The following is a 21,306-nucleotide window of genomic DNA, read 5'->3' as shown; positions in this document are numbered from 1 at the left end:
ACGAGACATCGATCATGCAAGCATCCGACCTGCGCGCCTGGCGCCGACCCTTCGCCCTGCTCGACCGCTGCGGCGGCTGGAGCGCCGACCTGTCCCTGCGACTGTTCCTGGCCTGGGAGTTCTTCGAGTCCGGTTGGGAAAAGTGGAACGGCGAGAACTGGTTCGGCGATATCCAGTCGGCTTTCCCCTTTCCCTTCGACCGCCTGCCCGCCGCCTTCAACTGGGAACTGTCGCTGTGGGCCGAACTGCTCGGCGCGCTGTTCCTCCTGCTCGGCCTCGGTACCCGCCTGACCGCCCTGGTGCTGATCGTCGTCACCCTGGTGGCGACCGCCGCCGTACACTGGCCGGCGGAGTGGTCGAGCCTGGCGGAACTGGCCCGCGGCTACTCGATCACCGACCACGGCTTCGGCAATTTCAAGCTCCCGGCGATCTACCTGGCGGCGCTGCTGCCGCTGCTGTTGGCGGGGGCGGGGAAGCTGAGCCTGGACCACTGGCTCGGGCGGCGCCTGGGCCTGTCCCGCTAGGATTCGGCCAGCCACGGAAAAACCCCGGAACGCGATCGCCTCCGGGGTTTTTCACAGCAAGCCAGAACCATCCCACCCACCGCGTAGGGCGAATAGCGCCAACGGCGCTATCCGCCGATGCATCGACTCCACAAGGGCTGCGTCGTCATCCGCCCGCCCAATCGCGTTCCAGGGTTCCGAGCACGACACCCTGGGTCCGCAACGCTGCCAGCAACTCCAGCCCCGCCGCGTCGAGCGCTCCGGGCGCACTCCGCGCTTCGAGCGCCAGCGCCGCCAGGTGCTCGCGCCCGCTCAGGCGCCGGCTCGCCAGCGACTCCAGCAGGCGGTAGGCCAGCGGAGTCAGGCGCGCGGTATGCACGCGATGCGAGGAATCGCGGTGCATCAACAGCAGGGTCGGTTCCGCAGGCGCTTCGGCGAGCGCGACGTCCTCTTCGAGCCGATGCACCGGCCAGCGATAGCCCAGCGGCAGCGCCAGGCTCGACAGCAGCGGCACCCCGTCGAGCAGGTCGCCTTCACGCCGATACGGCGGATCGTCGGGCTCGGCCAGGTAGAGGCGCGTTTCGCTCCATTCGAAGTGGGCCAACTCGGATTGCCACGCCGGCCGATACTCGCCCCGCTGCCGCAGGTAGTCGACGAAGACCCCGGCGATACGGGTGAACAGGGGGGTATGGCTTCTCTCCTCGCGATAGAACTCGCGCACCAGGCCATGCCACTGCTGCTCGCCAAGCAGCCCGCGCAAGCGCGGGAAGCCGCTGGCAAGGAGGCCTTCGATGGCGTTGTAGAACAGCTCGCGGTAGACCCGCAGGCGACGTTCTTCGATGTCCGGCGGCGGCGCATTGCCAAGCGGGTCGCGCAGGTGCCGGGCGAGGCTGAACTGCTGTTGGCGCAGGCGCTCATCCATGACGGCGTCCCTCGTCGCGTTGCCATTGGCGGATCTGCTCCACTTCCAGCAGCAGTTCGCCCAGCGGCGGATAGTTGAAGTCCCGCTCGAGCAGGGTCGGGCGCACGCCGAAGCGACGATAGGCGGCTCCAAGCAAGGCCCAGACGCCGGGCTTCACGGCGGCACCATGGGTGTCGATCTTCAGGTCCGGCGCCTCGTCGTAGTGCCCCGCCACATGGTAGGCGGCGACCCGCCCGGGCGGCAGCCGGGCGAGGAAGTCGAGGGCGTCGTAGCCGTGGTTGCAGGCGTTGACGAACAGGTTGTTGACGTCCAGCAACAGGTCGCAGTCGGCCTCGTCGAGTACCGCGTTGACGAACTCGATCTCGCTCATCTCCCGGTACGGCGCTGCATAGTAGGAAATGTTCTCCACCGCGATGCGCCGCTCCAGGCGTTCCTGCGCCTCGCGGATGCGCGCCGCGACGTGACGCACCGCGGCCTCGGTGAACGGCAGCGGCAACAGATCATAGAGATGGCCATCGTCGGAACAGTAACTGAGGTGCTCGCTGTACAACGCGACCCGGTGGCGGACGAGGAAGCGTCGGGTCTGCTCGATGAAGGCGGCATCCAGCGGTGTGGAGCCGCCGAGGGACAGCGAGAGACCGTGGCAGGTCAGTGGAAAGCGCTCCACCAGGCGCTCCAGGTCGGCACCGAAGGCACCGCCGACGCCGATCCAGTTGTCCGGCGCGCATTCGAGGAAGTCCACCGCGCCGGGCGCCATCGCCAGCAGTTGCGGAAGCAGGCCGCGCCTCAGGCCGAGGCCGGCGGCGTTGTCGATCAGGGTCATGGGATAGCTCCGGAAACGGCGACGCCCCCGCTTTCCCAGGGGAAAGAGAGGGCGCCGCCAGGGTGTGGAAAGGCTCAGTGCCGGCCTTGCTCCAGCTTGCTGAACAGCCCGGCGGGCATCGGCTTGCCGTTGGCCTCGTAGGTCTTGCGCAGGTGTTCGTAGGCCTCGGCTTCGGAAATGAAGCCGTCATGGTCGCTATCGATGCTGTCGAACTCACCGGCACGGTCCTTGGCCACCGCGAGGAACTCGGCGCGCGAGACCTTGCCATCGTGATCGGTGTCGGTTCGGGCAAAGGAGGCGTCGCCGCACTTGCCCTCCCCGCACTTGCCCTCGGCGCCGGCCTTGGCCGGGGTCTTCGCGGAGCCGCCGCTACCACACTTGCCTTCTCCGCACTTGCCTTCGCCGGCGCTCGCCGCCGCCACTTGCAACCCCAGGCCCAGCGGCTCGACGGCGAACGCCGAACCGCCGAGCAGCATTCCCCCCACCAGTACGGCACCGAGCAGGCTGGCGGAAGTCTTTTGACGCGAATCGAAAACGGACATGCTTCTTCTCCACAGTAAACGCGGCCGGGCCGCAGGCGCGGCGCTGGTGGGCGCCGGTACGAACCGGGCGGCGGGACCTTCTGGGGTCGTCCCGGGCGCCGCGGTTCGGATGTGGCCATTTCGCCTGGGAGATGTATCGGGGGTGTATCGCCCGACACGTGGATTTGTACGCCGGAGGTATCGAAACCGCGCATGGGTACAAAGCGATACGCAATCGAGCGCGGGCATGCCGACGAAGTGCCGGGCATCTCTCACTCCCGCCGGCCCATCTCGGCTACCGTTAGGAGACAGCCACCTGGCCCAGTCTCGAGGTCGAGCCCATCGTGCTGAAACGCATTCCGGTAACCCAGCTTCGCCTCGGTATGTTCGTCCAGAGCCTTTGCGGCTCGTGGCTGGACCACCCGTTCTGGAAAAGAGGTGGCTTCCTGCTCGACAGCCAGGCCGACCTGCAGCGCCTGCGCGAAAGCGCCGTGAAGGAGGTCTGGATCGATGCCAGCAAGGGCCTCGACCTCCCGGAGGAAGCGGCGGTCTCGGCCGCTGCGGTCCTGCCGGTCACCATGCCGGCCGGCCCTTCGCCGGCGCGGGTCGCCCTGGAGGAGGAAATCCGCCACGCCGCCCTGCTCTGCAGCCGTGCCAAGGCCGCCGTGGTCAGCATGTTCCGCGACGCGCGCATGGGCCAGGCCATCGATACCGCGCATGCATCGGACCTGGTGGACGAAATCTCCGCCTCGGTGCTGCGCCATCCCAACGCGCTGCTCAGCCTGGTACGGCTGAAGACCTCGGATGAATACACCTACATGCATTCGGTGGCGGTCTGTGCGCTGATGATCGCCCTCGCCCGCCAGCTCGAACTGCCCGACCCGCTGGTACGCGAGGCGGGGCTGGCCGGACTGCTGCACGACATCGGCAAGATGGCGGTGCCCGATCCGATCCTGAACAAGCCCGGCAAGCTCACCGACCAGGAGTTCGGCCTGGTTCGCCGGCATCCGCAGAACGGCGCGCGGATGCTGCTCGATTGCCGCCAGGTCAGCGCCCTGGTGGTGGATGTCTGCCTGCACCACCACGAGCGCATCGACGGCACCGGCTACCCCTTCGGCCTGGCGCAGGAGCAGATCAGCCTGCTGGCGCGAATGGGCGCGGTGTGCGACGTCTACGACGCGATCACCTCCGACCGTCCCTACAAGAAGGGCTGGAACGCCGCCGAGGCGATCCGACGCATGGCCGAATGGAACGGGCACTTCGACCCGCAGGTGTTCCGCGCCTTCGTCAAGGCGGTGGGCATCTACCCGGTCGGCGCGCTGGTCAGGCTGGAAAGCGGGCGCCTCGGCGTGGTCCTCGAACAACACGGCCGCTCGCTGCTGACGCCACGGGTCAAGGTATTCTTCTCGGCCCGCTCGAAGGTGCCGATCCCGCAGCAGGTGGTAGACCTGGGTAGGGCCGGACAGACCGACCGAATCGTCGGCTTCGAGCCGGCGGAAACCTGGAACTTCCGCAATCTCGACGAGATGTGGACGGGACTGGCCAAGTCCACGGGCTCTTATTTCGACGCGGGAACCGGAAATCCGTAGACGCCTTCCGCCGGCAAGCCGAGCACCGCTCCCGTAGGGCGCATAACGCGAAGCGTTATCCGCCGTTTCGCCGCAACCGGCACCTGCTCCCGGTTGCTTTAAGCGCACCGTCGTCAATACTTCTAACAACCACCGGTACCCGAGAGGAGGCCCTATGGAACCGCTTATGGACACTATCAAGAGGCGCAGCGCACAGGGCTGTGGCCCCTCTATAGCCCTGCTTGAGCTATTGGCCGCTGAAGCCCGTCTGGTAATCACCAGGGATAATCCAGGCCGCTTGTGCGAACTGGCGGTCGTGGCGGAAACAGGCCGGAGAGGTATGCCTGAGAATGAAGTTGTAGCCGCTCGCCGAGCATATGCGGCCAGCTTGGGGGTGACGCTGTCCGGCCCGACCAAAGACTCAGACAAACCGGCCCATATCAGTCACGCCGTTGACCACTCCAATCACAATCCGAACGCCAGAAACCGTATCAATCTCGGAAACGCCAGAGCGTTCAGGCAGAACGGACGCTTCTACATCTTTATACCCGAACCGATATAACGCTACGCCTCGCTCTCCAAGACGGCCTGGCCCAGCAACCACTCCCTGAACGCCAGCATCGCGCTGGTCTCCCCCCGCGACTGCAAGCGCGTCAGCCAGTAGCTGCCGGTACTCACTTCGGTGGCGAACGGACGCCGGATGCTCTCGCTGGCCAGTTGCCGGGCAAACATCGCCGCCGGCGCCAGGGCCACGCCGACACCCTGGCGGGCCGCCTCGAGCATGGCCAGCGAGGTGTCGAAGACGATGCTCCGGGTCAGTGGCGCGTGCGCCGGCAGTCCGGCCGCCTGGAACCACAGCGGCCACTCGTCGGCGCGGTAGGAGCGCAGCAGGGTGTGCTGCAGCAGGTCGGCGGGACTGTGCAACTGGGCGGCGACCTCCGGGCAGCAGAGCACCGTCAGCGGCGCCTCGAACAACGCCAGCGCCTCGGTGCCGTGCCAGGCGCCGCCGCCGAAGCGGATCGCGTAGTCGAGCCCCTCGGCGGCGATGTCGACGCGGTTGTTGTGGGTGGACAGGCGCAGATCGATGAAGGGATGGCGCGCCTGGAAGTCCTCCAGCCGCGGCAGCAGCCAACCGACCGTGAAGGTTCCGACCGCGCCGACGGTGAGCACGTCCCGGTAGTGGCCACCCTCGAAACGTTCCAGCAGGCCGGCGATGCGGTCGAAGGAGTCACACAGCACCGGCAGCAGGCTCTCGCCCTCGTGGGTCAGCATGAGGCCGCGCGGCAGACGCTTGAACAGGGCCACGCCGAGACGCTCCTCGAGGCTCTTCACCTGGTGGCTGACCGCCGCCTGGGTCACGCACAGCTCGATGGCCGCGCGGGTGAAGCTCAGGTGCCGGGCCGAAGCTTCGAAGGCGCGCAGGGCGTTCAGCGGCAAATGGGGTCGAACCAATCTCTGCTCCAAATTTTTCTAATGGCTGCCGCGAGTATTCGTCGTTTGCCGCAAATCCTGCGCAAGCCTAGATTTTCCCCGCCCGCCGATCAAGGAGCGCTCCCGGGGCGGTTTCTCATGCAGCCAACGACAAAGGACGCCAATCCTCATGCGCGATACCAGATTCCCCTGCCTGTGCGGCATCGCCGCTTCCACACTGCTGTTCGCCACCACCCCGGCCATTGCCGGCGAGGCCCCGGCGGATCGCCTGAAGGCACTGGTCGACGCCGCCGTACAACCGGTGATGAAGGCCAATGACATTCCGGGCCTGGCCGTAGCCATCAGCCTGAAAGGAGAACCGCATTACTTCAGCTATGGGCTGGCCTCGAAAGAGGACGGCCGCCAGGTGACGCCGGAGACCCTGTTCGAGATCGGCTCGGTGAGCAAGACCTTCACCGCCACCCTCGCCGGCTATGCCCTGACCCAGGACAAGATGCGCCTCGACGACCGCGCCAGCCAGCACTGGCCGGCACTGCAGGGCAGCCGCTTCGACGGCATCAGCCTGCTCGACCTCGCGACCTATACCGCCGGCGGCTTGCCGCTGCAGTTCCCCGACTCGGTGCAGAAGGACCAGGCACAGATCCGCGACTACTACCGCCAGTGGCAGCCGACCTACGCGCCGGGCAGCCAGCGCCTCTATTCCAACCCGAGCATCGGCCTGTTCGGCTATCTCGCCGCGCGCAGCCTGGGCCAGCCGTTCGAACGGCTCATGGAGCAGCAAGTGTTCCCGGCACTGGGCCTCGAACAGACCCACCTCGACGTGCCCGAGGCGGCGCTGGCGCAGTACGCCCAGGGCTACGGCAAGGACGACCGCCCGCTACGGGTCGGTCCCGGCCCGCTGGATGCCGAAGGCTACGGGGTGAAGACCAGCGCGGCCGACCTGCTGCGCTTCGTCGATGCCAACCTGCATCCGGAGCGCCTGGACAGGCCCTGGGCGCAGGCGCTCGATGCCACCCATCGCGGTTACTACAAGGTCGGCGACATGACCCAGGGCCTGGGCTGGGAAGCCTACGACTGGCCGATCTCCCTGAAGCGCCTGCAGGCCGGCAACTCGACGCCGATGGCGCTGCAACCGCACAGGATCGCCAGGCTGCCCGCGCCACAGGCGCTGGAGGGCCAGCGCCTGCTGAACAAGACCGGTTCCACCAACGGCTTCGGCGCCTACGTGGCGTTCGTCCCGGGCCGCGACCTGGGACTGGTGATCCTGGCCAACCGCAACTATCCCAATGCCGAGCGGGTGAAGATCGCCTACGCCATCCTCAGCGGCCTGGAGCAGCAGGGCAAGGTGCCGCTGAAGCGCTGAAGCGCGCTCGCGAGGGCGACGGAGCGTAGCGGCGCGGGACGCCGGTCCTGGCTATGATGGTGCCATGAGCGCTTCCCCGCCCCTCCGCCAGCCCTGCCCGCCCGGCGCCTGCGTCTGCGAACGCGAGCGCCTGGAGGCGCCCGGCGCGGACCGTCGCATCCTCCTCCTGACCCGCCAGGAAGAGCAGCGCCTGGCCGCCCGCCTGGAAGCCCTGCGCAGCCTGGAAGACCTGGAACACCTGCTGCGGCGCATGGAGGAACAACTGGGCATCCGCCTGCGGATCGCCCCGGCCTTCGGCGAGGTGCGCAGCATGCGCGGCATCCGCATGCGCTTCGAGGAGCAGCCGGGGCTCTGCCGCAAGACCCGCCAGGCGATTCCCGCCGCCATCCGCCGCGGCCTGGAGAAGCGCCCGGAAGTCGCCTACGCCCTGCTCAACGCCCACGACCTGCTGCGCGACGCCTGAAGGCACTGAACGACAGGAAAAGGATGTCGCTCAAGACCTGGGCGGGCTTCAGGAGTATCGGCGGATAACGCCCATGGCGTTATCCGCCCTACAGGCCGCAGCGGATGCAGGCGAGCCCCGGGTCCGCCTGAATCCTTGGCGGGACTGGCCACCGCGCCGGGGTTCAGCTCGCCGACTCCGCCTGCACGTCGCCGAACATCGCCTGCAGGCGGAGCAGGCAGGCATCGCACAGGGTGCGCAGTTCGTCGAGGCGGATGCCGGCGAGGATTTCCATGCCGCGCAGCGGATCGGCGCGGCGCAGGGCCTGCTCCAGCTCGCTGGCACGGCCGGCCAGGGCGCTGGCGCCAACGGTGGAAGCGCTGCCCTTGATGGTATGCAGGGTCGCGGCGCTGCCCTGGACATCGCCCTCGCCGAGCTGGCGTTCGAGCTGGGCGAAGAGGTCCTGCATATCCGGAACGAAGCGCCGCAGCACCTGGACGATCAGCTCCAGGCTGCCGCCGAAACGCCCGACGATATCGCCCCGCGCCTCGACCAGTTCGCCCTCGTCCGCTGTCGTTGCCGGCGCCCCCCTGTCGCCGCTCCTGCCGAGATGACCGAGCAGGCAAAGCACCAGGCGCTCCTTGTCGATCGGCTTCGCCACATGGTCGTTCATGCCCGCCGCCAGGCAGGCTTCGCGGTCGGCCAGCGAGGCGTTGGCGGTCATGGCCAGGATCGGCAGCCCGGCGAAGCGCCCGTCGGCGCGGATTCGCCGGGTCGCCTCGAGACCATCGATATCCGGCATCTGCATGTCCATCAGCACCGCGTCGAACGGCACGCTCGCCTCCAGCACCTGCTGAACGCCCGCCAGCCCACCGTCGGCGAGGGCCACCCGGGCGCCCTCGCTGCTCAACAGCTCGGCGGCGACCTGGCGGTTCAGCGCGTTGTCCTCCACTACCAGCAGACGCACGCCCCGCAACCGCTGGGTGCGCTCCACCGGGCGCGGCGGCGGGTTGGCCGGGGCGCCCTGTTCACCGTGCAGGGCATGCAGCACCGAGTCGGCCAGTTGCTTGGGCGTGACCGGCTTGGTGAGAAAATCGACGAAGGGCGGCGCGCTGTGGTCGCGCGCATCGGCCAGCACCTCGCGGCCATAGGCGGTGATCATGATCACCATGGGCGGCGGCAGGTCGCCCTGCAACTGGCGGATCAGTTGCGCCGCGCTGAGGCCGTCGAGATCGGGCATGCGCCAATCCATCAGCACCACGTCGTAGCGACGGCCCTCGGCCATCGCCGCCTGGACCCGTGCCACCGCCTCGCTGCCGCTGCCGACGCAGTCGGCGCGCCAGCCGAGGGCGCCGACCGTGCGTTCGAGCAGCTCGCCGGCCACCAGGTTGTCGTCCGCCACCAGCAGCCGCAGCGGTTCGCCGGCCCCGGGGCAGGCCGCACGCAGCGGTTGGTCGTGGGCGACGTCGAGGTCCAGGTCGAACCAGAACCGGCTACCGCTGCCCGGCGCGCTCTCGACCCGCAATTCACCGCCCATCAGGTCGACCAGGCGTTTGCAGATGAACAGGCCGAGGCCGGTGCCGCCGAAGCGTCGCGAGGTGGACGCCTCGGCCTGGGTGAAACCTTCGAAGATGCGCTGCTGCTGTTCCGCGCTGATGCCGATGCCGGTGTCCGCCACCAGCACCCGCAGGCGCACCAGGTGGGCGTCGTGCGCCAGCCGCCGCAAGCTCACCAGGACGTGCCCGCGGGCGGTGAACTTCAGTGCGTTGCCGGCCAGGTTGATGAGGATCTGCTGCAGGCGCAGGCGGTCGCCGACCACCGCGCTGGGCAGCTCGGGATCGATGTCGAAGATCACCTCGACGTCCTTGTCGCCCTGGTTGCCGGAGAGCACCACGGCCAGGTCCTGCATCAGCGGCTCCAGCTCGAAGGGGAGCATTTCCAGGACCAGCTTGCCGGCCTCGATCTTCGAGTAGTCGAGGATGTCGTTGAGCAGGCCGAGCAACGAGGTGGCCGCCGAGCTGGCCTTGTCCAGGTAGTCGCGCTGGCGTTCGTTGAGATCGGTCTGCCGGGCCAGTTGCAGCATGCCCAGCACAGCATTCATCGGCGTGCGGATCTCGTGGCTCATGTTCGCCAGGAACGACGACTTCGCCGCGCTGGCGGCGTCCGCCTGCTCCTTGGCCTCGCGCAGGCGCGCCTGCAGTTGCTGGTCGCTGGTGATATCGATATTGATCCCGGTGACCTGCAGCGGGTTGCCGTCGGCGTCGCGCTCGACCTGCGCGCCGGCCTGGATGAAGCGGATGCCGCCGTCGGGCAGCACCACGCGGAAGATCACATCGTAGTTGCCGCGCCCCTCCACCGCCGCGCGCAGGCTGGCCTCGGTGCGCTCGAGGTCTTCCGGATGCAGGCGGCTGCGCCAATGCTCGTAGACCAGGCCGCCGTCGCGCAACGCCAGCGGCTGGCCATACAGCTCGCACATGCGCTCGTTCCACTGCAGGCTGTCGTCGGCCAGGTTCCAGCGCCAGATGCCCAGGCGCGCCACGTCGGCGGCCATTTGCAACTGGTCGCGCGCCGCGGCCATCTCGCGCTCGGCGTTGCGCCATTCGGTGACATCGACGGCGATGCCCAGGTAACCGTTGATCGCCCCAGCCTCGTCGCGCAGGATGGTAACCGAAAGCGTCACGCTGAGCGGCGAGCCGTCCTTGCGCAGATAGGTCCATTCGCGGGTCTCGGCGCCCTCCTGTTCGGCCCGCGCCACCAGCACGCGGAAACCCTCCTCGCCCAGCTCCTGGCCGCGGGCGAGCAACTCCCGCTCGCTGTGCAGCAGGGTCGGCGAGGCCTTGCCGACCACCTCGTCGGCGCGGTAGCCGAGCATCCGCTCGGCACCGAGATTGAAGCCGCTGATGATGCCGTCGCGGTCGAGGGTGATGATCGACACCTCGGACGCCGCCTGCAGCACGCTGCCGAGCAGTACGTTCAACCGACGCAGTTCGGCGGTACGCTCGGCGATCTGGTGCTCCAGGCCGGTATTGAGTTCGCGGATGCGGGCCTCGGCGGCCTTCTTCGCGGAGATGTCGCGTACGGTCTTCGAGGCGCCGACCACGCCGCCGTCCGGACCGAGGATCGGCGAGACGGTCACCGCCACATCGAGCAGGTGGCCGTCCTGGTGCCGGCGCACGGTATCGAAGCTGACCACCTGTTCTTTACGGGCGATGCGGGCGAGGATGTCGAGTTCCTCGTTCTCCTTGGATGGCGGCACCAGCAGGTCCACCACCCGCCGCCCGACCGCCTGCTCCTCGCGGTAGCCGAACAACGCCTCGGCCCCGCGATTCCAGTCGCTGATGACGCCGTCGAGGCCGACGCCGATGATGCCGTCCGCCGAATTGCCGACGATCGCCGCCAGCCGCGCCTGGGTCGCCGCCTCCCGACGCCGGCGCAGGCGGCCGAGGGCGCTGGCGTTGACCAGCGCCGCCAGCAACAGGCTGACCAGGCTGCCGGCCAGGAACAGGATGCGCGGCGAAGGCTGGTGCAGGCGCTGGACGAACAGCGGCAGTGCGCTGAACGCCATCTGCCAGTGCCGCCCGTAGATCTCCCGCCGCAGCATGTGGCCGAACAGGCGTTGAGCCGGCGCCGCGGCGCCGTTGACGAAGAAGGGTACGGCAGCGCCGTCGCCGGTGACGTCGCTGAGTTCGAGGTGGATCGCCGCATTGTCGATGGGCAACCCGGCCAGCACCTCGCCGGTCAGCAGCGGCGCATAGCTCCAGCCGAAGCCTTCGAGTTCGCGCTGGGGCCCCGGCGGTGGAGTGATGCCGCTGCGGTAGATCGGCATCAGGATGAGGAACGATTGCTGGCGCAAGCCGCTGGCCTGGACCAGGGTGATCGGCCCCGTCAGGCGCACCTGCCCGGTCTCCAGGGCGGCGCGGGCGGCCTCCCGGCGATTGGCTTCCGAGGCGATGTCCAGGCCCAACGCCTGGCCGTTGCGCGCCACCGGCTCGATGTACTGGATGACGTAGCGCTCGCCATCGTGCGGAGTCAGTTGCTGGATGCGGAACTCCGGCTGGCCGTCGGCCCGCGCCTGGCGCAGGAACCCGGCCTCGTCGGCGGCCGCCACCCGGCGTATGAAGCCGAAGCCGCGGGCGCCGGGAAACTCGCGGTCGATGTCGCGGGTCAGGCTGTAGCGGCGGAACAGTTCGCGGTCGATGTGCGCCTCGCCCGCCGTCAGCAAGGCACCGCGCACCCCACGCAAGCCATACTGGTAGAGTTCCACGCGGCGGGTCACCGCCTCGGCCAGCAGTTCCGCCTCGCGTTCCAGCGCCATCCGCGCCTGTTGCTCGTTGACCAGCGCCAGCCCCCAGGCGCCCAGCCCGGACAGCAGCAGTCCGAGCGCCAGTGTCGCGCCCGCCCAGCGGCTCAGCCTGAACTTGCTCTGTTGTACGTTCACCCGATATTCCGTCCCTGCGCCGGCCCGGCGCGGGGCAATCCCGCACTCCCTGCGCCTTTTCGTCACAGAAGACTAGATCAAGCGGGCGGATTCCTCCGCCGAATCATCCGGGCCAGTGAATGAGCACTCACAACGACGTGCTTTTCAGCGCCTCCGCGTAGCGCAGTGCGGCGAACAGGGCGAGCAGCAGGCCGGCCAGCGCCAGCGCGGCGCCGACGTTGCCGATCGAGGCCAGGCCCATGCGTTCGCTGACCACGCTGCCGAGCAGCGCGCCGGCGCCGATGCCGACGTTGTACAGGCCGGAGAACAGCGCCATGGCCACGTCGGTGGCGTCCGAGGCGAGGCGCAGGACGCGGGACTGCTGGGCCAGGCCGAAGCACATGATCGACATGCCCCAGAGCAGGCTGAGCGCCATCAGCCAGGTCGGCTGCGCGGACAGCGGCAACAGCAGCGCCAGGCTGCTGCCCAAGGCGAGGATCGCGGCCAGCAGGAAGCCTCGCGGGAAAGCCTCGCTGTAGCGGCTGAAGAGGATCGAACCGAAGATCCCGGCGCCGCCGAACAACAGCAACAGCAGGGTGGTCGCCTCGCCGCTCATCTGCGCCACCTGCTTGGCGAAGGGCTCGATGTAGCTGTAGGCGGTGAACTGGGCGCTGATCACCACCACGGTCAGCACGTACAGGCAAACCAGCGCCGGGCGTCGGAACAGCATCGGCAGGCTGCGCAGGGAACCGGAGTTCTGGCTTGGCAGCAGCGGCAGGGAGCGCGCCAGGTAGAGCAAGGTCAGCACCGAGAGTCCGGCGATGGCCATGAAGGTGGTACGCCAGCCCAGGGCCTCGCCGACCACCCGCCCCAGCGGGATGCCCAGGACCATCGCCAGGGTGGTGCCGGTGGCCAGCAGCCCTAGCGCCTTGGCCTGCTGTCCCGGCGGCGCCACGCGCACCGCCAGCGAAGCGGTGATGGCCCAGAACACCGCGTGGGCGAAGGCAATGCCGATCCGGCTGAGCATCAGCACCTGGAAGCTCCAGGCCAGCCCGGACAGCACGTGGCTGGCGATGAACAGCAGGAATACCCCGACCAGCAGCTTGCGCCGCTCGATATTGCGGGTCAGCAGCATCATCGGCAACGAGGCCAGCGACACCACCCAGGCATAGATGGTCAACATCAGGCCGACCTGCGAGGTGGGCATCTCGAAGCTGTGGCCGATGTCGCTGAGCAGGCCGACCGGGACAAACTCCGTGGTGTTGAAGATGAAGGCGGCCAGGGCCAGGGCGATCACGCTCAGCCAGCTGCCGCTGCGGGTTTCGGAGGTGCTGTCCATGGGGCGTTCGGTTCCGGAGCAGGGGGCGGACGGGCAGGTCCCGCGACCCTCGCCACGCACGACGGAAAACGCCCCGGACGCAAGGGTCCGGGGCGGCGATGTGCGTTGGATGGTCGTTATAGGTATTGGAGGGAACTGCCGAATCCCGCGATTCTACGCCGGGACGCCGTGCGCTGCACGCCCGCCCGGCGCTCCGGCGACCGTCCCGGAGCGATGGGACGGCTCCGGCAGCATCAGGCAGGCCATCGTCTCGCCCCAGGGCGCGAGGCCCTGTTCGACGAAGCCGGCGTCCCGATAAAGCTGGCGAGCCACGTCGTTGTCGACGGCGTAGGCGACCATCAGGCGATCGCTGCGCCGCCTCGTCCGGCGCACGCTGGCGATGATCCGTTGCAGGGCGGCGCGGCCATGCCCCTTGCCCTGGTAGCGGCGGTCGATCATCAGGCGGTAGAGCCAGTAGTGGCCGTCGTCGGCGTCGGGGCCGTAGAGGGCGAAGCCGACCATGCGCCCGCCGTGGTGGATGCCGACCGCGCGGAACCCCGGCAGGAAGCGGCTCTGGGCCAGCGAATAGAGGTTGGAAGCGACGAAGTGCGCCTGGTGGCGGGCGACCTTCAGGTCAATGCAGGTTTCCCAGTCGTCGCGGGTGATGGTTCTGAGTTCGATCATGGATGACAGGCTCTTGGAAAAAGGAGGAAAGAAAGTCGCTAGGTACGCTGCTGGACTGTTCATACGACATGCTTCGTTCCTCCCTTCGACTGGCCGAGCATCCGGCGGAAACGCAACGATATCAGGAGAAGAGTCGATTATCCCAGCCGATGCCGGATCTTTTCGTCCACGGCTAGTGGCAGGATTTCCCCGGTGCCAGGCCGGCGACAGATAAATTCGAGATTTTCCTTGTCAGATCAGTCAGGTTCTCGCTATTACATTTAACCAAGACCCTGGAGCCAAGCCCCAGCGCACGGTTGCCTCGTCGCCCCACTCCGACGGCTGATCGCCCTCTCCCCCGGCACGCAACCTGCCCGGCTCTCCCTTATCCGGATGCGGCGGTTCTTCTACGCCGCCGCGTCCCCTGCATGGAATCGCACATGTCTCATCGCCCTGTGATCAACGCCTCGGTCAGTCCGAAAGGCACGCTGGAAACCCTCTCCCAACGCGAAGTGCAACAACTGAGCGAAACCGCCAACGGCAAGACCTACCAACTGTTCCGCCAGTGCGCCCTGGCGATCCTCAATACCGGCGCCCACAGCGACAACGCCAAGACCATCCTCGACGCCTACAAGGACTTCGAGGTGCGTATCCACCAGCAGGACCGCGGCGTGCGCCTGGAGCTGATCAACGCGCCGGCCGACGCCTTCGTCGATGGCGAGATGATCGCCAGTACTCGCGAGATGCTGTTCAGCGCCCTGCGCGACATCGTCTATACCCAGAGCGGGCTGGACAGCCAGCACGTCGACCTGGACAGTTCCCAGGGCCTCACCGACTACGTCTTCCAGCTGCTGCGCAACGCCCGTACGCTGCGCCCCGGCGTCGAGCCGAAGATCGTCGTCTGCTGGGGCGGTCATTCGATCAGCAGCGAGGAATACAAGTACACCAAGAAGGTCGGCCATGAGCTCGGCCTGCGCAGCCTGGACGTCTGCACCGGCTGCGGACCGGGGGTGATGAAGGGACCGATGAAGGGCGCCACCATCAGCCACGCCAAGCAGCGCATCGTCGGCGGTCGCTACCTGGGCCTGACCGAACCGGGAATCATCGCCGCCGAGGCGCCGAACCCGATCGTCAACGAACTGGTGATACTCCCGGACATCGAGAAGCGCCTGGAAGCCTTCGTCCGCGTCGGCCACGGGGTCATCATCTTCCCCGGCGGCGCCGGGACCGCGGAAGAGTTCCTCTACCTGCTGGGCATCCTCATGCACCCGGACAACCAGGACCTGCCCTTCCCGGTCATCCTCACCGGTCCCCGCAGCGCCGAAGCCTACCTGCAGCAGCTCCATGAATTCGTCGGGGCGACCCTCGGCCATGCGGCGCAGCGCCACTACCGGATCGTCATCGACGACCCGGCCGAGGTGGCCAAGCAGATGGCCCAGGGCCTGAAGGAAGTGAAGCAGTTCCGCCGCGAGCGCAACGACGCCTTCCACTTCAACTGGATGCTGAAGATCGATGAAAGCTTCCAGCGCCCGTTCGAGCCGACCCACGAGAACATGGCCAGCCTCCAGCTCAGCCGCAGCCTGCCGCCCCACGAACTGGCGGCCAACCTGCGCCGCGCGTTTTCCGGGATCGTCGCCGGCAACGTCAAGGACAACGGCATCCGCATGATCGAGCAATACGGGCCCTACGAGATCCACGGCGACCCGGCGGTGATGCTGCCGCTGGACCGCCTGCTGCAGGCCTTCGTCAAGCAGCACCGGATGAAGCTGCCCGGCGGCGCGGCCTACGTCCCCTGCTACCGGGTGGTGCAGACCGAGGCGGCCTGAGCGCGCCCGCTCCGGCATCCCTGCGCCGCGCGCGGGGATGCCCATTTATTCCGAGCCGGGCGTACGGCTTCCTGCTACTCTTTTCCGTTCATGCCTCGAATCGCTGGCCCTGACCTCATGTCCCCATCTCCATCGCCAGCCCTCGCCGCACTCCGCGACGCCACCCGTGACCTGCACGCAGAACTGGACCGCCGTTCGCCGTTGGGCGACGACGATCTCGACGACCGCGCCTACCTCGACCATGCCGGACGCATCCTTGGCTGGCTCGAACCCCTGGAGCGCGCGCTGCGCGACAACCGCAGCGGCTGGCCGGCGGCGCTGCGGGCCGAAGCGCGGCTGGTCAAGAGCGCCTGGCTGGAAAGCGACCTGCTGGCCGGCGGCATGAGCCGCGCGCAGGTGGAGGCGCTACCGCGCTGCGCCGACCTGCCGAATGCGACACGGGCCGCGGAGGTCTTCGGGGTGGCCTACGTGATGGAAGGCGCGACGCTGGGCGGCGCGTATCTCTACAAACGACTAGCTCCACGCCTGCCCGGTCTGCCGCTACAGTGGTTGCAGGGCTACGGCCAGGCAACCGGGGTGCGCTGGCAGGAGTTTCTCGAACAGCTCGCCCGGCAGATCGACAGCCCCGAAGCCATCGGCCTTGCGCAGGATGCGGCACAGGCTACATTCCTTTCGTTTCGTCGATGGGTTCTCGACGAAGCCTGACTGCCTGGAGACCAGGCTGGACGATAGATGACGAGCATCACCCCGGTTACCCTGGCGAACTGCGAGGACGAACCCATCCACGTGCCTGGCGCGATCCAGCCGCACGGGGCGCTGGTCACCCTGCGCGCGGACGGCATGGTCCTCGCGGCAAGCGAGAACATCCAGGCGCTACTGGGTTTCGTCGCCTCGCCGGGTTCCTACCTGACGCAGGAGCAGGTGGGGCCGGAGGTCCTGCGCATGCTCGAAGAGGGACTGACCGGCAACGGCCCATGGTCGAACAGCGTCGAGACGCGGATCGGCGAACACCTGTTCGACGTGATCGGCCACAGCTACAAGGAAGTGTTCTACCTGGAGTTCGAGATCCGCACCGCGGACACGCTGTCGATCACCTCCTTCACCCTCAACGCCCAGCGCATCATCGCCCAGGTCCAGTTGCACAACGACACCGCCAGCCTGCTCAGCAACGTCACCGACGAACTGCGCCGGATGACCGGCTACGACCGGGTGATGGCCTACCGTTTCCGTCATGACGACTCCGGCGAGGTGGTCGCCGAGAGCCGTCGCGAAGACCTCGAAAGCTACCTGGGGCAACGCTACCCGGCCTCGGACATCCCGGCCCAGGCGCGTCGCCTGTACATCCAGAACCCGATCAGGCTGATCGCCGACGTGGCCTATACGCCGATGCGCGTGTTTCCCGCGCTGAACCCGGAGACCAACGAATCGTTCGATCTCAGCTACAGCGTGCTGCGCAGCGTTTCGCCGATCCACTGCGAATACCTGACCAACATGGGCGTGCGCGCCTCGATGAGCATCTCCATCGTGGTCGGCGGCAAGCTCTGGGGACTGTTTTCCTGCCATCACATGTCGCCCAAGCTGATTCCCTACCCGGTGCGCATGTCGTTCCAGATCTTCTCCCAGGTCTGCAGCGCCATCGTCGAGCGCCTGGAGCAGGGGCGTATCGCCGAACTGCTGCGCGTGTCCACCGAGCGCAGGCTGGCCCTGGCTCGCCGCGCGCGGGACGCCGACGACCTGTTCGGCGCACTGGCCCACCCGGACGATGGCATCGCCGCACTGATTCCCTGCGACGGCGCCCTGGTCATGCTCGGCGGCCGCACCCTGAGCATCCGCGGCGACTTCGAGCGCCAGGCCGGGAATGTCCTGCAACGCCTGCAGCGCGACCCGGAACGGGACATCTACCACACCGACAACTGGCCGCAGCCCAGCGTGGACTCTCCGGACGGCGGCGACTGCTGCGGTGTGCTGGCGATCCGTTTCCACCGCCAGGAATCGGGCTGGATCTTCTGGTTCCGCCACGAGGAAGTGCACCGCATCCGCTGGGGCGGCAAGCCGGAAAAGCTGTTGACCATCGGCCCGTCCGGCCCGCGGCTGACCCCACGCGGCTCGTTCGAGGCCTGGGAGGAGGTGGTCCGCGGCCACTCCACGCCCTGGAGCGAAACCGACCTGGCGATCGCCGAAAAGCTGCGCCTGGACCTGATGGAACTGTGCCTCAACCATGCGGCCGAGGTCGACCGCATGCGCCAGCGCCTGATCGCGGTGCTCGGCCACGACCTGCGCAACCCGTTGCAGTCGATCTCCATGGCGGCGGCCCTGCTGTCCTCCAGCGACACCCGCACCACCGAACTGCGCCAACACATTTCCGCGTCCAGCAGCCGCATGGAACGGCTGGTCAGCCAGATCCTCGACATGAGCCGCCTGCAATCGGGCATCGGCCTCACCGTGAACCCGGTCGACACCGACGTCTCGCAACTGGTGCGGCAGATCGTCTGCGAAACCGACGTCGCCTATCCCGGCCTGGTGATCGAGATCGCCATCGACCCGCAGGTTCGTGCCGTGGTCGACCCGGACCGCTACGCCCAGGTCGCCGCCAACCTGCTGAGCAACGCCCGTCATCACGGCCTGCCCGGCCGGCCGGTGCTGGTCACCCTGACCCGCCAGGGCGACGAGGTGTGCCTGAGCGTGCTCAACGAAACCAGCGGCCTCTCCGAAGCGCAACTGGCCAACCTGTTCGAACCGTTCAAGCGCGAGTCGGCGGACAACCAGCGCAACCGCAACGGCCTCGGTATCGGCCTGTACATCTCCCAGGCCATCGCCCAGGCCCACCAGGGGCGTATCGACGTGGACTGCCGCGACGACGTCATCACCTTCTGCCTGCGCCTGCCGGTGCGCCAGGCGGAGACCGGCTCCTCGTCCTGACGACGAGGACCGTGCACAATGCAACGCTTGCAGGTATCTTCGGCAGCCATCGCCGTCTGACAGGATCGCCCCGTTCCATGCCCCGCCTCCGCCTCCGGACCGTCCTCGCCTGCCTCGCCGTGTTCTGCGCGACTCCCGCACTGGCCAGGGTCGAAGTGCATTCGCTGCAACACAAGAGCATGGGGCGGGTGCTGACGGTCCGCGTCTCGGAGGAGATCGCGCCGGGCGACTACGAGACGCTGCTCAAGGGTTTGCGCAACAATCCGGGAACCTACTCGCGCAAGCTGCTCCTGCTGAACAGCATCGGCGGCAGCGTGCCGGAGGCGATCCGCATGGGCCGCCTGCTGCGCGAATCCGGCTTCGACGCGCTGGTGCCGTCGAGCAGCGTCTGCCAGGGCACCTGCGTCTACCTGCTGGCGGCCGGCAAGCGCAAGACCGTACGCGGCTACGTCGGCCTGCACCGTCCCTACTACGCCCACGGCGACTCGCTGCACTCGCGCTCGGCCAACGGCATGCGCTACGACTCCGCCGCCTACTTCCGCGAAATGGATATCCCCAGCACCTTGGTACAGGCCATGCAAAGCACCGATCCCAAACGGATGCGCGTGCTTTCGGCGAAGGAACTGGCGCAGTACCGGCTGAACTGAACCGGCGACTCCGCGGAACGAGCGAGGGCGCGCGGTGGCGTTGGCGATAGTGGCCGATGCCGTTGTACCTCGTTTTCGTGCAACGGCAGGCCGAATCCAGTCCGGATCCGAACCGGCCCTACTCTAGAAGAACTCGTCCAATAGCCTGAAGTACGCCAGCCGTTCGCCGTCGATATCGCCGCCGTATTCGACGAGGAAGGCCTCGGCCCAGGCCGCGCCGAGTTCGGCCTCGATGTCACGCGCGGCCAGGGCCAGGTCCTGGTGCCGGTCGGCGACGCCGAGCCGGCCGCAATCGATGAAGCCGCTGAAGCGCCGCCCCTCCGCCAGCAGATTTGGCAGGCAGGCGTCGCCATGGGCGACCACCAGGTCTTCGACCGCCGGACGCCGGTCGAGCAGCAGGCGGTACAGCTCCGTGGCGCTGCGACCGCGATGGTCGTCGTCGAAGTCCGCCTCGTCCACCAGCCCGGCCTCGACCCGCTGGCGCACGGTGTCCAGGCGCCGTTCCAGGCGATGGTCGAAGGGACAGGCGGCCGGATCGAGATCGTGCAGCCGGCGCAGGGCGGCGGCCACCAGGCGCACCAGGCGCCCGGGCTCCAGCTCGCCGCGCTGCGCCAGCGCGGACAGCGTGTCCCCCGGCACGGCGCTCATCAGCAGCCATTGCCGGCCGTCGCTCTGGGTTTCGTTCAGCACCTGCGGGCAATCGATGCCGGCACCGTGCAGCCAGCGCAGGCGGGCGATTTCGGCGGGCAGCTCGGCATGTGCGGACAGCACTTCCTGCTTGACGAACAGGGTCGGCCGCCGCGCAGCCTCCAGGCGGTGGACAGTGGCCGCGGAACATCCTTCGCCCTGCCCTCGCCAGCGGTAGCCGGCAAGGTAGTCGGCCCAGGTAGCGGGAGCCTGCGGCGGCATGGAGGTGGCTGCATCATGCATGGAGAAACGCTTCCTGTTCGAGTGGGAGCGCGAGTATACCCGCCCACCCGCTCAGCGACGGGACTCCCCGTCGGCCTGTCGCTGGCGGTAAGCGCTGGGGGTGAGCCCCGCGTAACGCACGAAGAAACGACTGAAGTAGGCCGGGTCCTTGAAGCCGAGCTGGTAGCAGATCTCGTTCACCGAGCCGCCGGTGAACAGCAGCAGGCGCTTGGACTCCTGCATAAGCCGTTCGTACACCAGGCGCTTCGACGGCAGGTCGGCGATGCGCCGGCAGACGTCGTTGAGGCGCGCCTCGGTGACGCCGATCCGGCTGGCGTAGAGCGACAGCGGCCAGTGCTCGGCATAGCGCTCCTCGATCAGCGCGTTGAAGCGCTGGAAGATCTGCAGGTCTTCGTGGCGCATCGGCCGCGCAGCCACCGAATTGGCCGAGAGACGCAGCAGGCTGATCATGACCAGCCGGGTCAGCGCCAGCAGCGCCTGCTGGCGGCCGGAGCGGCTGGCCATCGACTCGCTGCGCAACTGCTCGAAGAGCAGCGCCAGGCGCGCCGCCTCCTCGGCCGCGCCGCCCTCCAGGTTGCCCAGCGCCACGCAGGCCGGCGCCACCTGCGGGCCGGGCGCCAGGCCCGGCTCGGCCTCGGTGAGGCTCCACACCAGTTGCTGGCGCACGGTCAGCACATGGCCATCGGCGTCCGCCTCGGTGACGAAGGCGTGCGGCACGGTCGGCGGGGTGAGGAAGAACATCGGCCCCGACTCCAGGTACTGGCGCTCGTCGAGATAGACCCGCACCGCGCCGTTCTTCACGTAGTGCACCTGGAAGAAACGGTCGTGCCGGTGCGCCGGCATGTTGCGACCGAAGAATCCGGCCAGGTTGCCCAGCGCATCGTAGTGCACCTCGGCGTCGGCATAGCGCTGGTCGTAGACCTGCCCGATGTTGATGTTGGGGATCGGCTGGCGCTCTGGCATGGCGATCTTCTCTTTGTTGTTCTTCCCGGCTGCGCACGCAAGCCGTCGCG

The 21,306-nt window shown here is 67.9% G+C and carries 17 protein-coding genes; 8 read left to right on the top strand and 9 right to left on the bottom strand.

The features are described 5' to 3' along the window. Nucleotides 1-14: 14 nt before the first annotated feature. Nucleotides 15-524: an HvfX family Cu-binding RiPP maturation protein gene (locus HMPREF2716_RS10210; RefSeq protein ID WP_003113020.1), complete on the top strand. Its 510-nt coding sequence runs from the start codon at nucleotides 15-17 to the stop codon at nucleotides 522-524. Nucleotides 525-669: 145 nt separating this feature from the next. On the opposite strand, the gene HMPREF2716_RS10205 is transcribed toward HMPREF2716_RS10210, so the two are convergent. The 3 genes from HMPREF2716_RS10205 to HMPREF2716_RS10195 form a co-directional block, all read right to left on the bottom strand. Then, the gene (locus HMPREF2716_RS10205) at nucleotides 670-1,425 is read right to left on the bottom strand and encodes an HvfC family RiPP maturation protein (protein WP_070621883.1); all 756 of its coding nucleotides are present in this window, start codon (nucleotides 1,423-1,425) and stop codon (nucleotides 670-672) included. After that, on the bottom strand, nucleotides 1,418-2,248 hold the full coding sequence (locus tag HMPREF2716_RS10200) for an HvfB family MNIO-type RiPP peptide maturase (protein WP_003118206.1): 831 nt from the start codon (nucleotides 2,246-2,248) through the stop codon (nucleotides 1,418-1,420). Before HMPREF2716_RS10200 ends, HMPREF2716_RS10205 begins: the two co-directional genes overlap by 8 nt. Before the next feature lie 74 nt (nucleotides 2,249-2,322). Next, nucleotides 2,323-2,790 carry an HvfA family oxazolone/thioamide-modified RiPP metallophore gene (locus HMPREF2716_RS10195; protein ID WP_043494044.1) on the bottom strand — a complete coding sequence of 156 codons (468 nt, stop codon included), beginning with the start codon at nucleotides 2,788-2,790 and terminating at the stop codon, nucleotides 2,323-2,325. A 323-nt stretch (nucleotides 2,791-3,113) separates the two neighbouring features. Here HMPREF2716_RS10195 and HMPREF2716_RS10190 point away from each other — a divergent pair, with 323 nt between their 5' ends. After that, nucleotides 3,114-4,358: a cyclic di-GMP phosphodiesterase gene (locus tag HMPREF2716_RS10190; protein ID WP_003119097.1), complete on the top strand. Its 1,245-nt coding sequence runs from the start codon at nucleotides 3,114-3,116 to the stop codon at nucleotides 4,356-4,358. 543 nt (nucleotides 4,359-4,901) lie between these two features. On the opposite strand, the gene ampR is transcribed toward HMPREF2716_RS10190, so the two are convergent. Next, a complete protein-coding gene (gene ampR, locus HMPREF2716_RS10185; RefSeq protein WP_022580964.1) occupies nucleotides 4,902-5,789 on the bottom strand; it encodes a LysR family transcriptional regulator AmpR in 888 nt (295 codons plus the stop codon). Between the two features lie 148 nt (nucleotides 5,790-5,937). Here ampR and HMPREF2716_RS10180 point away from each other — a divergent pair, with 148 nt between their 5' ends. Beyond that, the gene (locus HMPREF2716_RS10180; RefSeq protein ID WP_023130930.1) at nucleotides 5,938-7,131 is read left to right on the top strand and encodes a class C beta-lactamase PDC-6; all 1,194 of its coding nucleotides are present in this window, start codon (nucleotides 5,938-5,940) and stop codon (nucleotides 7,129-7,131) included. Between the two features lie 64 nt (nucleotides 7,132-7,195). Then, nucleotides 7,196-7,594 (top strand): hypothetical protein, encoded by a 399-nt coding sequence (locus HMPREF2716_RS10175; RefSeq protein ID WP_003093424.1) that lies wholly within the window; start codon nucleotides 7,196-7,198, stop codon nucleotides 7,592-7,594. Nucleotides 7,595-7,757: 163 nt separating this feature from the next. Here the strand turns inward: HMPREF2716_RS10175 and HMPREF2716_RS10170 are convergent, their stop codons facing one another. From HMPREF2716_RS10170 to HMPREF2716_RS10160, 3 genes are all read right to left on the bottom strand, one after another. After that, entirely contained in the window at nucleotides 7,758-12,011 is a 4,254-nt protein-coding gene (locus tag HMPREF2716_RS10170; protein ID WP_070621882.1) for a PAS domain-containing hybrid sensor histidine kinase/response regulator, read from the bottom strand. Nucleotides 12,012-12,138: 127 nt separating this feature from the next. After that, complete coding sequence (locus tag HMPREF2716_RS10165) at nucleotides 12,139-13,329, bottom strand: sugar transporter (RefSeq protein WP_003093428.1); 1,191 nt, start codon at nucleotides 13,327-13,329, stop codon at nucleotides 12,139-12,141. 153 nt (nucleotides 13,330-13,482) lie between these two features. Beyond that, nucleotides 13,483-13,992 (bottom strand): GNAT family N-acetyltransferase, encoded by a 510-nt coding sequence (locus HMPREF2716_RS10160; RefSeq protein WP_003118200.1) that lies wholly within the window; start codon nucleotides 13,990-13,992, stop codon nucleotides 13,483-13,485. A gap of 419 nt (nucleotides 13,993-14,411) precedes the next feature. Between HMPREF2716_RS10160 and ppnN the strand changes: the two genes are divergently transcribed. The 4 genes from ppnN to HMPREF2716_RS10140 all read left to right on the top strand — a co-directional run bounded on the left by ppnN (nucleotide 14,412) and on the right by HMPREF2716_RS10140 (nucleotide 19,363). Continuing rightward, nucleotides 14,412-15,797, top strand: coding sequence for a nucleotide 5'-monophosphate nucleosidase PpnN (gene ppnN / locus HMPREF2716_RS10155; RefSeq protein ID WP_003121931.1), 1,386 nt, complete (start codon nucleotides 14,412-14,414; stop codon nucleotides 15,795-15,797). Between the two features lie 117 nt (nucleotides 15,798-15,914). Then, nucleotides 15,915-16,502 (top strand): biliverdin-producing heme oxygenase, encoded by a 588-nt coding sequence (locus tag HMPREF2716_RS10150; protein ID WP_003121930.1) that lies wholly within the window; start codon nucleotides 15,915-15,917, stop codon nucleotides 16,500-16,502. Between the two features lie 27 nt (nucleotides 16,503-16,529). Next, nucleotides 16,530-18,716: a bacteriophytochrome BphP gene (bphP, locus tag HMPREF2716_RS10145; RefSeq protein ID WP_003118199.1), complete on the top strand. Its 2,187-nt coding sequence runs from the start codon at nucleotides 16,530-16,532 to the stop codon at nucleotides 18,714-18,716. Nucleotides 18,717-18,793: 77 nt separating this feature from the next. Then, complete coding sequence (locus HMPREF2716_RS10140; RefSeq protein WP_003093439.1) at nucleotides 18,794-19,363, top strand: COG3904 family protein; 570 nt, start codon at nucleotides 18,794-18,796, stop codon at nucleotides 19,361-19,363. A 123-nt stretch (nucleotides 19,364-19,486) separates the two neighbouring features. On the opposite strand, the gene HMPREF2716_RS10135 is transcribed toward HMPREF2716_RS10140, so the two are convergent. Continuing rightward, nucleotides 19,487-20,293, bottom strand: coding sequence for an APH(3')-II family aminoglycoside O-phosphotransferase (locus HMPREF2716_RS10135; RefSeq protein WP_023518031.1), 807 nt, complete (start codon nucleotides 20,291-20,293; stop codon nucleotides 19,487-19,489). A 51-nt stretch (nucleotides 20,294-20,344) separates the two neighbouring features. Next, on the bottom strand, nucleotides 20,345-21,256 hold the full coding sequence (gene hpaA, locus HMPREF2716_RS10130; protein ID WP_003113010.1) for a 4-hydroxyphenylacetate catabolism regulatory protein HpaA: 912 nt from the start codon (nucleotides 21,254-21,256) through the stop codon (nucleotides 20,345-20,347). Between the last annotated feature and the right edge of the window lie 50 nt (nucleotides 21,257-21,306).

This window comes from Pseudomonas sp. HMSC076A11 (assembly GCF_001810205.1).
Lineage (GTDB): Bacteria > Pseudomonadota > Gammaproteobacteria > Pseudomonadales > Pseudomonadaceae > Pseudomonas > Pseudomonas aeruginosa.
Note: the sequence above shows the minus strand (reverse complement) of the source record. Positions and strands in the feature narration are given on the sequence as shown.